This is a genomic window from Variovorax sp. VaC1, from assembly GCF_043658315.1.
Lineage (GTDB): Bacteria > Pseudomonadota > Gammaproteobacteria > Burkholderiales > Burkholderiaceae_C > Variovorax.
Map to the genome: position 1 here is coordinate 637,985 of NZ_JBIGLT010000001.1, position 11,666 is coordinate 649,650.

Here is an 11,666-nt window from a genome sequence, read left to right on the forward strand (position 1 = left end):
CGCGGGCTCAGAGGTGGTAGGTGAACGACACCGTGGCGGCGCGGCCCGAACCCGGCACCGCGCGGCCGCCATCCGATGGAATCAGCGCGTCGTAGTAGCGGCGGTTGGCCAGGTTGAACACGTTCAGGCGGATGTCGTACTTGGGCTGATGGTAAGCCACCATCGCGTCCAGGCGCGCATAGCCGCCGACCTGGACCAGGTCGGTGTTGTTGGCGAAACGCTTCGCGCTGTAGGTGGTGCCGCCGCCGATTTCCCACTCGGGCGTGATGGCGTAGGTGGCCCACAGGCTGGCCGCGTCCCTCGGCGTGTTGGCGGGCACCTTGCCGAGCGTGCCGGGCGCGATACCTTCGATGATGGTGGCGTCCAGGTGCGTGTAGGCGCCGAACAGCTGCAGCTTGTCGGTCACGCGGCCCGCCACGCCGGCGCGCGCGCCGTTCACGCGCACCGTGCCGGTGGCGCTGTAGGTGCCGTCGCTGTTCTGCGAGCGCGCGTTGGTCTGCGTGATCTGGAACGCGGCGGCCGTCAGCGAGAGGTTGCCGTCGTTCAGGTCCCATTTGCCACCGAACTCGTAGGCCTTGTTCTTCTGCGGGGGCAGTGGCAGCGTGCTGCCGGTGGTGGCCACCAGCTGTTCGAGCGACGGGTTGAACGAGGTGCTGTACGACACGTAGTACGACTGCTCGGGTGTCGGCTGCCAGATGGCGCCGGCGCGCACGCTGGTGAAGTTGACCGTCTGGCTTTCGCTCGCGAGCGTGGTCGCGCTCGTGATGGTGTTCTGGACGCTCGCGCTGTAGTGGTCTTGCCGCAGGCCGCCGACCAGCTTCCACTGCGGGGTCAGCTCCAGTGTGTCGTTGAAGTAGCCCGCCACCGTATTGGCGCTGGCGGTGGCCAGGTTGCCGGGCAGCGATGGCGCCGTGATCGGCGTGTTGCTCTGGAATGGCGAGAGCAGCGGCGTGCAGGCCGCATAGCCGCTGGTGCCGCCCACCGGGTTCAGCGCCACGCCGCCGCAGGTGCCGTTGCGGTAGTAGGCCTGGTTGCTGTAGGTGTCGTGGCCCAGCTCGAAGCCCACCAGCAGCGTGTGCTTGATCGAACCCGTCTCGAACTTGGTGTTGAGTTCGGTCAGGTTGTAGAGCGACTTGTCGTGAATCGTGCGGTCATGGCTTTGCTGGCGCACCCACAGGCCCTGGAGCGGCAGCGTGGTGAAGGCGGCGGCCGGCACGGCGGTGGTGCCGGTGGAGAAGGGCGTGAACACGCCCTTGGCCGACAGCGTGCCGATGCTTTGCGGCGCGGTCTCGCGCGCATCGGTGGTGACGTCGTTGTACTGGGTCTGGTTGCGGATCGAGGTGTTGGGCGTGAGCTTGTGCAGCACCACGGCGCTGTAGGCCTGGATGTCGGAGATCGTGCGGTCGTCGTTGAAGCCGTAGGCCGTGTCGCGACCGACCTTCACCGGATGGCCGTTGAGCGGCGCCACGCCGTAGTCGGGCATGTCGCGGTTGTGCTGCACGAGCGCCGAGAGCGTGACCTGCGTCGGCGTGTTGATGCCGAACTTGACCGAGGCGTCGAGGCCGAAGTCCTGAAGCTTGGTCTGGTCGCGCGTGCTCGCGTCGCCTTGCTGGCCCATCGCCGAGATGCGGAAGGCCGAGGTGTCGGACAGCGGCCGGTTGATGTCGACGGTCGAGCGCACCAGGCCCGTCGTGCTGGCCGACACCGAGATCTCGCCCGCGGGCGTGAGCGACGGCTTCTTGGTGACCTGGTTGATCACGCCGCCGGTGGAGCCCCGGCCGAACAGCATCGACGACGGGCCCATGAGCACCTCGACCGATTCGAGCGCGAAGGTGTCGCGGTAGTACTGGGCGCGATCGCGTGCACCGTCGAGAAAGATGTCGGTGCGCGCTGAAAAACCGTTGAGGTTGATGTTGGTGCCGATCTGGCCGCCTTCGGCGCCGCCGATCGTGAGGCCAGGCACGTTGCGCAGCGCACTCGCCAGCGAGGTCGCGCCCTGCGACTGCATCACCGCCTGGTTGATGACCGTGACGGATTGCGGCGCATCGCGCAGGTCGGCCGGCAGGCGGTTGAGCGAAGACGGGTTGGCTCCGAAGCCGGTCTTGTCTTGCGCGCCCTGGACCTGCACCTCGCGCAGGGTGCCCGGCACCGAGGTGCCCGCGGCGGGCGAGGGGGCCGATGCGGCGCTGGGCGGCGTGGGCTGGGCAGCCTGTTGTGCAAATGATGCGACGGGGATGGAGGAGAAGAGTCCGACGAGGGCCAGGGCAACGGGCGTGCGGCGGCGCATCGGGCGAGAGAGGCGGGTCATTCGAGAGGCTTTCCGGAAGGGGCGCGGGCGACGGCGCCCGGCAATGTGGTGCAAACAAAAGCACCACCGGCGGAAATTCTGACTGCGAATCGCTCTTATTTAAAGTTCTCGAATGCCCGGTGTTTGGCTGGCGAGACAGCGCGCCATCTTTACCTTACAGGTCAGGTGGAAGACAGATTTCTATCTGTCCGAAGGCGCGGGCATGTGCGTCGAACAGCTGCACTACTTCCACGGTGTCGGCGGCGGAATCTCGCACACCGGCTCGACGTCGATGCTCTTGAAGTCCGCCGGCGAGACGATTTCCAGGTATTCCATGTCGGGCGAGTAGTCGAACAGGAAGTGCCGGATGCCCGGCCGCTGGTGCACCACGTCGCCGGCCTCGACCAGCGTTTCCTTGTCTTCGTACATGAAGCGCGCCCAGCCCTTGACCATGATCACGATCTGGAAGTCTGCCTCGTGACGGTGCCAGCCGGTGCCCGTTTCCGGTGCCATGTTGGCCTTGACCAGGTGAGCGATGACCTTGCCGTTGGTGGCTTCCGCAATCCCGAGGTCGCGGTAGAGGAAGAAATCGCGCAGGCCGCCTGAGACGAATTCAGTGTCACCGGGCTTCACATGGGAGAACTGTGTGGCGGTACGGTCCAGCATGGGGCAACTCCTTTTCTGCTCGTGGTTGTGTGCTGCGTTGCAGCACGCATAAAGCGTTCCTGCGCCAGCACAGTGGGGTTGACCGCGTATCGAGCGCTCCAGAACCGGAGGGGAATGACAACTTGACGCCCCCATCCCCCGTCCAGATACTCAACCGCATGGTTCACCCAGCGGCGGAAGCCCCATCCGACACAGCCACCCTCGACGCCGTCTTCGCAGCGCTCTCCGACCCCACGCGCCGCGCGGTGCTCGAAACGCTGGGCGAGCGCAGCCTCAGCGTGACCGAACTGGCCGAGCCGCACGGCATGTCGCTCACCGGCTTCATGAAGCATCTGCGCGTGCTCGAAGGCGCGGGCCTCATCGCCCGCACGAAAGAGGGCCGCGTCGTGCGTTGCGCGCTCTCGCCGCAGCCCATGCAAGAGGCCGCCGCATGGCTGTCGCGCTACGAGAAGTTCTGGACCGACCGGCTCGATGCACTGGCGCGCTTTCTCTATCACCAGGAGGAGACCGAATGGCAAACCCTGCCCACCCAGGAACCGGGAAAGAGCGCCCCTCGCTCACCCTCCGCCGGCACTACCGCGTCTCGCCCGACAAAGTCTGGCGCGCGTGGACCGACCCGCAAGCGCTGAAGCGCTGGTTCGGCCCCGATGAAATCATCGCCGTGCCGCTGGCCGAGGTCGATCTGCGCGTCGGCGGCCGCTTTCGCGTGACCATGCACGCGGCCGATGGCGAGACACACGATGTCAGCGGCACCTACCTGGAGCTTGTGCCCCACCGCAAGCTGGTCTTCAGCTGGGCCTGGCGCAGCACGCCGGAGCGCCAATCCCGCGTGACGGTGCGGATCGAGCCCGACGCCGAAGGCTGCGAACTGGTGCTGATGCACGAACAGTTCTTCGACGCGGCCGCACGCGACGCGCACAGGCACGGCTGGACCGGCGCCCTCGTCAAGCTCGAAGGCTGGCTCAGCCAAGACCAGAGCCAAGGCAACGGAGGCGCATGACCCCCTCGGTCGCCGACACCGTCGATGCGATCTACCGCACCGAGTCGCGCCGCATCTTCGCCACGCTGGTGCGGCTGCTTGGCGATTTCGACCTGGCCGAAGAAGCGCTGCACGACGCCTTTCGCACAGCGCTGGAGCAATGGCCGCGCGATGGCGTGCCCGCGAACCCGCGCGCCTGGCTGGTGTCGGCCGGGCGCTTCAAGTCCATCGACGGCATCCGCCGGCAGGCGCGCTTCACCGTCTGGGACGACGCGGCCGAGCACGCCGCCGCGCTGGCCGACCCCGCACCCGCCTGGGACGACGACATCGAAGACCTGGAAGACGACCGCCTGCGTCTGGTGTTCACCTGCTGCCACCCGGTACTCGCGCCCGATGCGCAAGTCGCGCTCACGCTGCGCGAGGTCTGCGGCCTGGCCACCGAGGAGATCGCGCGCGCCTTCCTCGTGCCGGCGCCCACCGTCGCGCAGCGCATCGTGCGCGCCAAGGCCCGCATCCGCGACGCCCGCATTCCGTACCAGGTGCCCGCGCTGGCCGAGTTGCCCGAGCGGCTCGATGCGGTGTTGCGCGTGGTCTACCTCGTGTTCAACGAGGGCTACGCGGCCTCGTCGGGTGACAGCCTCACGCGCGCCGACCTGTCGGCCGAAGCGATCCGGCTGGGCCGCCTGCTGGTCGACCTGCTGCCCGACCCCGAGGCGCTGGGCCTGCTGGCGTTGATGCTGCTGCACGACGCGCGCCGTGCCGCGCGCACTTCGCCGCAAGGCGACATCGTGCTGCTCGACGCGCAAGACCGCAGCCTCTGGCACCGCGGCCAGATCGAGGAGGGCGCGGTGCTGGTCGAGCGCGCGCTGCTGTCCCGCCGCTTCGGCCCCTACACGCTGCAGGCCGCCATTGCCGCCGTGCATGCCGAAGCCGGCAGCCCCGACGCCACCGACTGGCCGCAGATCGTCGGGCTCTACGACGTGCTGCTGCGGCTCGATCCCTCGCCCGTGGCCGAACTCAACCGTGCCGCCGCCGTCGCCATGCGCGACGGCCCGGCCGCCGGGCTGGCATTGATCGATGCGCTGCTCGCACGCGGCGAACTCGCCAGCTACCACCTGGCGCACGGCGCGCGCGCCGAACTGTGCCGGCGGCTCGGCCGCACCGACGATGCGCGTGCCGCCTACGAGCGAGCCCTGTCGCTGGCTCGCCAGCTGCCCGAGCGGCAATTCCTCGAGCGGCAACTGGCCTCTTTGCCGGCTGAAAAAAATAGCTGAACCCGTCGCATCGGGTTGTCGATTTCGGCCAGCGCCAATCGACCAGTGGTGTCCACATTCCATCCGCAAGGAGATTCCGCATGAAATACCTCTGCCTCGTTCACTGCGACGAAGCGGTGATCCGCACGATGCCGCCTGACGAGCTCCGGGCGCTGAACGAAGAGTCCATGGCCTACGACCGCGAGCTTGAAACGAGCGGGCACTTCATCGCCGCCGAGGCGCTGGAATCGGTGGCGTCCGCCAAGGTCGTGCAGGTGCGCAACGGCAAGCGCTCGCATGTCGACGGCCCGTACGCGGAAGCGCGCGAACAGCTCGGCGGCTTCATCCTGATCGAGGCGCGCGACCTGAACGCTGCGATCCAGATCGCGGGCCGCATTCCGATGGCGCGCTACGGCGCCATCGAGGTCCGGCCCATTGAAATCATTGGAAATACAGAAGGGAATACCGCATGCGATACCTTTGCTTGATCTACGGAACCGAAGACCAGACGAGGCATCTCTCGCCGCAAGAAATGGACATGTACATCAACGAACACATCGACTACGACGCCCAGCTGCACGCCCGCGGCAAGCTGGTCGTTTCAGAGGCCCTGCAGCCCGCCGGCACTGCGGCCACCGTGCGCATGCGCCGCAACACGCTGTCGGTCACCGACGGCCCCTTCGCCGAAACCAGCGAGCAGCTCGGCGGCTTCTACCTGGTCGAGGCCGACAGCGAAGAAGAAGCGCTGCAGCTCGCGGCCGGCATTCCCTCCGCGCGCTTCAGCAGCATCGAGCTGCGGCCGGTCAAGTCGATCGCCTGCAGCCCGGGCGGCCAGGGCAACGAGGGAGGTCGATGAGCGTCGCCGACACCACCGCATCGCCCCCCGTCCGTGCCTCGGCACGCGAGTGGACCGGCCTGGCCGTCATCGCGCTGCCGTGCATGCTCTATTCGATGGACCTCACGGTGCTGAACCTGGCGATTCCGTCCATCAGCGAAGAACTCAAGCCCACCGCCTCGCAATTGCTGTGGATCGTCGACATCTACGGCTTCTTCGTGGCCGGCCTGCTGGTCACCATGGGCACGCTGGGCGACCGCATCGGCCGGCGGCGCCTGCTGCTGATCGGCGCGGCGGCCTTCGGCGTGGCCTCGGTGCTGGCGGCGTTTTCGACCAGCGCCAACATGCTCATCGCCACCCGCGCGCTGCTCGGCGTGGCGGGGGCGACGCTGGCGCCGTCCACGCTTTCGCTGATCCGCAACATGTTCCTCGACCCGGCGCAACGCACCGTGGCCATCGGCGTGTGGATCTCCAGCTTTTCGGCGGGCGCGGTCATCGGCCCGGTGATCGGCGGCGTGCTGCTGCAGTTCTTTCCGTGGGGCTCGGTGTTCCTGATCGGCGTGCCGGTGATGGTGCTGCTGCTGGTGCTCGGCCCGATGCTGCTGCCCGAGTACCGCGACCCCGACGCGGCGCGGCTCGACCTGCTCAGCGTGGTGCTGTCGCTGGGCGCGGTGCTGGCCGTGATCTACGGCATCAAGCAGACGGCGGAGCATGGGCCCGATGCGGTGTCGCTGCTGTCCATTGCCGTGGGCGCCGCGCTCGGCTGGGTGTTCGCGCGCCGGCAGCGGCGGCTGGCCAACCCGATGATCGACCTGCGCCTGTTCAGCCTGCCGGCCTTCAGCGTTTCGCTCGGGGCCTACATGCTGGCCTGCTTCGTGATGTTCGGCATCTTTCTCTACAACGCGCAGTACCTGCAGCTGGTGCTCGGCCTGTCGCCGCTGCATGCCGGCCTGTGGAGCATGCCCAGCGCGGGGGGCTTCATCGTCGGCTCGATGGTCGTGCCTGCACTGGCGCGGCGCATGCGCCCGGCCTTCGTGATGGGCGGCGGGCTGGCGGTGGCGGCACTGGGCTTCGGCATGCTGATCGTGCTTCCCGCGCACGACGGGCTGGCCTGGATGGTCACCAGCGCGGTGATTTCATCTCTCGGCCTGGCACCGGTGTTCACGCTGGCCACAGACCTCGTGGTCGGCAGCGCGCCGCCGGAGCGCGCGGGCGTGGCCTCGGCGATCTCCGAGACCAGCTCCGAGTTCGGCGGGGCGCTGGGCATCGCGATCCTCGGCAGCATCGGCGCCGCCATCTACCGCAGCACCATGGCCGACGCGGTGCCGGCGGGGCTGGCAGGCCCGGCCGAGGTGGAGGCGGCGCGCAGCACGCTCGGAGGCGCGGTCGCCTTGGCGGGGCAGCTTGCCGGCGGCGCGGGCGCGGAACTGCTCGACACGGCCCGCGATGCCCTGATGCACGGCCTGCGCCTGACGGCCGGCATCTGCGCGGCGGTGCTGCTCTTCGTGGGCGGGCTGGTGGCGGTGCGCTTGCGCGGCGTCGGGGCCAGCGGGCAATGCGGTGGCACCCGGCACCGGGTGCCACCGCATTGCCCGAGCGTTGACGAAACCCCATACTGGGGCTCCACGACGCGATGGATCACCGGAGCCCCTCATGAGCAACGAACTGCGCAAGAAGCTGCACGACCTGGCGGAACTGTCCGAGAACACCACCGACCCGCAGACCAAGGCCATCGTCGAGGCGATCCGGCTGCAGACGGCCGTGCTGAACGAGCGGCTGTTCGCCATCGAGCTGCAGCTGGGCACGCTCACCCGGCGCATGGAAAACACGACGGACTGAGTGGCCGCCGCTTTGTAGGGATAATCCCCGCCATGAGCGGCAACACCTTCGGAACACTCTTCGCGGTCACCAATTTCGGCGAGTCGCATGGCCCGGCCATCGGCTGCGTCATCGACGGCTGCCCCCCCGGCATGGCTTTGAGCGAGGCCGACATCCAGGGCGACCTGGACCGGCGGCGCCCAGGCACCAGCCGCCACGTCACCCAGCGTAACGAAGCCGACGCGGTGCAGATCCTGTCCGGCGTGTACGAGGGCATGACCACCGGCACCCCGATCGCGCTGCTGATCCAGAACACCGACCAGCGCAGCAAGGACTACGGGCAGATCGCCCAGCAGTTCCGCCCCGGCCACGCCGACTTCACCTACTGGAAGAAATTCGGCATTCGCGATCCGCGCGGCGGCGGGCGCTCGTCGGCCCGCCTGACGGCGCCCACCGTGGCCGCCGGCGCGGTCGCCAAGAAATGGCTGGCCGAGAAGTACGGCATGGTGTTTCGCGGCTGCATGACGCAGATCGGCGAGATCACCATTCCCTTCGAGAGCTGGGACCACGTGCCCAACAACCCCTTCTTCGCCCCCGTCGCCGACGTGAGCGAGCTCGAGGCCTACATGGACCGCCTGCGCAAGGCCGGCGATTCGTGCGGCGCGCGCATCCGGGTCACGGCCACCAACGTGCCCATCGGCCTGGGCGAGCCGCTGTACGACAAGCTCGACGCAGAAATCGCCTACGCACTGATGGGCATCAATGCGGTGAAGGCGGTCGAGATCGGCGCCGGCTGGGACAGCGTCACGCAGCGCGGCACCACGCACGGCGACTCGATCACGCCGACCGGCTTCCTCTCCAACAACGCCGGCGGCATCCTTGGCGGCATCAGCTCGGGGCAAGACCTCGAGGCGAGCATCGCGATCAAGCCCACCAGCTCGATCATCAGCCCGCGCCAGTCCATCGACATCCACAACAACCCGGTCGAGGTCGTCACCAAGGGCCGCCACGACCCCTGCGTCGGCATCCGCGCCACGCCCATCGCCGAGGCCATGCTGGCGCTGGTCGTCATCGAGCACGTGCTGCGCAATCGCGCGCAGTGCGGCGACGTGTCGCAGACCCCGGGCGAGAAGACCGACGCCACGTCGCCGCAAGCGTCCTTCCTCTAGTGTCCGCGCCGGCGTCCGTGGCCGCCGGGCGCGGCCATCTGCTGGCATTCGCTGGCCTGTCGGCCAGCTATTTCGCGCACATCGGTTTCTTCAACCCCTACCTGCCGCTCTGGCTCAAGGACCTGGGGCTGCCGATCTTCACCATCAGCCTGCTGGCCTCGGTCCAGTCGATCACGCGGGTGTTCGCGCCTTATGCCTGGGGCGCGCTGAGCGACCACACCGGGCAACGCGTCAAGCTGCTGCGCTTCAGCGCGGGGGTGGCGCTGGCCAGCTCCTTCGGCCTCTGGTGGCACGGCGGCGCGTGGTGGCTCGCGCTGGTGCTGCTCGTGATGTTCACCCACACCAGCTCGATGATGTCGCTCACCGAGGCGGCCATGGCGCAGCTGGTGGCCGGCGATTGGGGGCGCTACGGCCGCATCCGGCTGTGCGGCTCGGCCGGGTTCCTGCTCACGGTGTTCGTCGCGGGTGAATGGTTCGAGCGCTTCGGCATGAAGCACTTTCCGGCCTGGGCCGCGGGCACGCTGGCCATCGTGCTCGTCGCGACGATGAAGCTGCCCGACCTGCGCGAGCCGCCTGCCGCGCACGACGCCGTCAAGGTGCCCATCGGGCCGGTGCTGCGCAACCCCGCGGTGCGGTGGTTCTTCGCGGCGCTGTTCTTCCAGGTGATGTCGCACTTCTCGGTGTACGCCTTCTTCTCGCTCTACCTCGATTCGATCGGCTACAGCAAGAGCACCATCGGCCTGCTGTGGGCGCTGTCGGTGGTGGCGGAGATCGTCTGGTTCTTCCTGCAGGGCCGCCTGATCGGCCTGCTGCCGATGCCGCGCTGGATGCTGCTGTGCGGCGTCGCCGCCGTCGCGCGGCTCGGCCTGACGGCGGGGCTGGGCGGCTTTGTCGTGGCGTTGATCGTGGCGCAGTGGCTTCACGCGCTGAGCTTTGCGGCGCATCACACGACCTGCATCGCCGTGGTGTCGCGCCGCTTTCCGGGGCAGTTGCGCGGGCGGGGGCAGGCGCTGTTCACCGTCATCGGCTATGGCTTCGGAGGCGTGCTCGGTGTGTTGCTCGGAGGCGCGGTGGCGCAGGCCTTCGGCTACCGGACGATGTTCGCGGCGGCTGCGCTGCTCGCGGTGGTGGGCAGCCTGTGCGCGTGGCGCGTGGTGGCGCTGGATCGGGTGGAGCGCGCGGCCCACAAGCCAGGCTGACGCGCCGGAGGCAGTGACGGAACGTCCGTCTGTTCCGTCACTGCCGGGGGCACTGTCAGGTCAGTGCAGACCGATCTGCATGTAGCCGGTGGAAGCGCCGCCGGTCTCGCCGACCACGACGGTCAGCACGCCGTTCTGAATGGCAACGAAGTTGGCCGGCGTGGTGTCGGTGAACTTCTTCATGCCGTTGATGTTGGTGCGTGCCGAGCCGAGGATCGCACCGAACGCGCGGAACGTGGTGTCCGGCCGAGCGAGGATGGCCTGATAGGTCGTCGCATCGTAGTTCGCCGAGCCCCAGGTGCCATCGGTGTCGCCGCCGCTGGACGTCGTCACGGGCCATGTCGCGGTCTCGGGGAGGCCGATGCGGAACACGTCGTCGTTCGGCAGCTGGGGGTTGGTGCCCGCCGAGAGGTAGACGTTCTGGCCGCCGATGCGCGCGATCGAGAAGGCGCCCGTGTCTGTCGGGTCTGCCGTATTGACGATGTTCCACACACCGGGCGTGGCGCCAGGCGACACGGTGTAATTGATCGGCGCGGCCGGTGGGAGGCAGTCCGCGATCGCCTTGGTCGCGTCGTTGCACAGCTGGAACACCTTGCCGTGCAAGCCGATCAGGGCCTGGCGGATGTTGGAGGCGCGCGAAGTCGCCTGCAGGTTCACGCCCAGCCGGTTGTAGATGCCGTCGATCTCGTTCTGGTCGGTCACCAGCGCGCGAGGCGCCACGAACGGCTGGGTCGCGTAGCTGCCCGGCACCTTGGCAACACGGAACTGGAACGCGCCGACCACGGTGTCGCCATTGATGCGGAACCGGGTGTTGATGGCCTTGCCGGCTTCGTTGCGCTGGCTCCTGAACAGGTAGGTGCCGGCTTCGGACTTGTCGACCTCGATCCCGTCCGACGACGTGGCGCCGGTCTCGTCGGTCATGACGTACGACATGGTGTCGAAGTTGAGCGCCAGCGTCTGCTTCGTGCCGTTGGCTGCGAAGACCTTGAAGCTGCCGTTGCGTGCATCGCCGCCGGACACGTTGAACACGGTGTCCTTGCTGAGGGTATTGGGGTCCGTGGGCTTGGCGCTGACGGTGAAGACGCTGGTGGCGGTGGTGCTGCTCGAAATCTGCGCCGACCACTTGGTGTTGGAGATCGCCGGATTGCGCAGGCTGATCGCGCCGGACGGTGCCGAGCTGCTCGTCCAGTCCACCGTGCCCGAGGCGGGGGTGACGGTGATCGTGTCACCGGGCTTGACCGCATAGCGGCCGTTGCTGTCCGCGGTGGCCGTGTTCCCGTTCACGAGCACGTTGACGGCCAGTGCAACGGGGGTCGCGGGGGCGGGGGCGAGAAGAGGGAAGCCGCCTCCACCGCCTCCGCCACCACCGCCGCCGCACGCGGCCAGACCACCGACCAGGACAGCCGTACCGGCTGCCATTGAAAACCATTTCATTACTAAATTCCCTCTTGTTGGTAGAT

General features: G+C 68.1%; 10 protein-coding genes and 1 pseudogene. 8 read left to right on the forward strand and 3 right to left on the reverse strand.

Going from position 1 to position 11,666, the window contains the following annotated elements:
- Nucleotides 1–7 precede the first annotated feature (7 nt).
- Entirely contained in the window at nucleotides 8–2,308 is a 2,301-nt protein-coding gene (locus ACGLHS_RS03135) for a TonB-dependent receptor (protein ID WP_394476744.1), read from the reverse strand.
- Between the two features lie 222 nt (nucleotides 2,309–2,530).
- Complete coding sequence (locus tag ACGLHS_RS03140; RefSeq protein ID WP_081267020.1) at nucleotides 2,531–2,953, reverse strand: cupin domain-containing protein; 423 nt, start codon at nucleotides 2,951–2,953, stop codon at nucleotides 2,531–2,533.
- 158 nt (nucleotides 2,954–3,111) lie between these two features.
- Here ACGLHS_RS03140 and ACGLHS_RS03145 point away from each other — a divergent pair, with 158 nt between their 5' ends.
- The 8 genes and pseudogenes from ACGLHS_RS03145 (at nucleotide 3,112) to ACGLHS_RS03180 (ending at nucleotide 10,206) form a co-directional block, all read left to right on the forward strand.
- Nucleotides 3,112–3,582 carry an ArsR/SmtB family transcription factor gene (locus ACGLHS_RS03145; RefSeq protein WP_394476748.1) on the forward strand — a complete coding sequence of 157 codons (471 nt, stop codon included), beginning with the start codon at nucleotides 3,112–3,114 and terminating at the stop codon, nucleotides 3,580–3,582.
- Nucleotides 3,465–3,953, forward strand: a complete 489-nt coding sequence (locus ACGLHS_RS03150) for an SRPBCC domain-containing protein (RefSeq protein ID WP_394476750.1) — start codon at nucleotides 3,465–3,467, stop codon at nucleotides 3,951–3,953. Before ACGLHS_RS03145 ends, ACGLHS_RS03150 begins: the two co-directional genes overlap by 118 nt.
- Complete coding sequence (locus ACGLHS_RS03155) at nucleotides 3,950–5,206, forward strand: RNA polymerase sigma factor (protein WP_394476752.1); 1,257 nt, start codon at nucleotides 3,950–3,952, stop codon at nucleotides 5,204–5,206. The genes ACGLHS_RS03150 and ACGLHS_RS03155 overlap by 4 nt, the downstream gene beginning before the upstream one ends.
- An 80-nt stretch (nucleotides 5,207–5,286) precedes the next feature.
- Nucleotides 5,287–5,673, forward strand: a complete 387-nt coding sequence (locus ACGLHS_RS03160; RefSeq protein ID WP_394476754.1) for a YciI family protein — start codon at nucleotides 5,287–5,289, stop codon at nucleotides 5,671–5,673.
- Nucleotides 5,655–6,041 (forward strand): YciI family protein, encoded by a 387-nt coding sequence (locus ACGLHS_RS03165; RefSeq protein ID WP_394476756.1) that lies wholly within the window; start codon nucleotides 5,655–5,657, stop codon nucleotides 6,039–6,041. Before ACGLHS_RS03160 ends, ACGLHS_RS03165 begins: the two co-directional genes overlap by 19 nt.
- Nucleotides 6,038–7,555: pseudogene (locus ACGLHS_RS03170) on the forward strand (MFS transporter); the annotation flags it as partial. The gene ACGLHS_RS03165 and the pseudogene ACGLHS_RS03170, both read left to right, overlap by 4 nt.
- 336 nt (nucleotides 7,556–7,891) lie before the next feature.
- Nucleotides 7,892–9,007, forward strand: a complete 1,116-nt coding sequence (aroC, locus tag ACGLHS_RS03175) for a chorismate synthase (RefSeq protein ID WP_394478159.1) — start codon at nucleotides 7,892–7,894, stop codon at nucleotides 9,005–9,007.
- Nucleotides 9,007–10,206, forward strand: coding sequence for an MFS transporter (locus ACGLHS_RS03180; protein WP_394476758.1), 1,200 nt, complete (start codon nucleotides 9,007–9,009; stop codon nucleotides 10,204–10,206). Before aroC ends, ACGLHS_RS03180 begins: the two co-directional genes overlap by 1 nt.
- A gap of 60 nt (nucleotides 10,207–10,266) precedes the next feature.
- Here ACGLHS_RS03180 and ACGLHS_RS03185 read toward each other — a convergent pair whose 3' ends face one another.
- Complete coding sequence (locus ACGLHS_RS03185) at nucleotides 10,267–11,625, reverse strand: hypothetical protein (RefSeq protein ID WP_394476760.1); 1,359 nt, start codon at nucleotides 11,623–11,625, stop codon at nucleotides 10,267–10,269.
- Nucleotides 11,626–11,666: the final 41 nt, after the last annotated feature.

Bases quoted from the DNA above. Each gene is read 5' to 3' on its own strand.
- ACGLHS_RS03135 (WP_394476744.1), bottom strand. From the start codon at position 2,308: ATGACCCGCCTCTCTCGCCCGATGCGCCGCCGCACGCCCGTTGCCCTG.
- ACGLHS_RS03140 (WP_081267020.1), bottom strand. From the start codon at position 2,953: ATGCTGGACCGTACCGCCACACAGTTCTCCCATGTGAAGCCCGGTGAC.
- ACGLHS_RS03145 (WP_394476748.1), top strand. From the start codon at position 3,112: ATGGTTCACCCAGCGGCGGAAGCCCCATCCGACACAGCCACCCTCGAC.
- ACGLHS_RS03150 (WP_394476750.1), top strand. From the start codon at position 3,465: ATGGCAAACCCTGCCCACCCAGGAACCGGGAAAGAGCGCCCCTCGCTC.
- ACGLHS_RS03155 (WP_394476752.1), top strand. From the start codon at position 3,950: ATGACCCCCTCGGTCGCCGACACCGTCGATGCGATCTACCGCACCGAG.
- ACGLHS_RS03160 (WP_394476754.1), top strand. From the start codon at position 5,287: ATGAAATACCTCTGCCTCGTTCACTGCGACGAAGCGGTGATCCGCACG.
- ACGLHS_RS03165 (WP_394476756.1), top strand. From the start codon at position 5,655: ATGCGATACCTTTGCTTGATCTACGGAACCGAAGACCAGACGAGGCAT.
- aroC (WP_394478159.1), top strand. From the start codon at position 7,892: ATGAGCGGCAACACCTTCGGAACACTCTTCGCGGTCACCAATTTCGGC.
- ACGLHS_RS03185 (WP_394476760.1), bottom strand. From the start codon at position 11,625: ATGGCAGCCGGTACGGCTGTCCTGGTCGGTGGTCTGGCCGCGTGCGGC.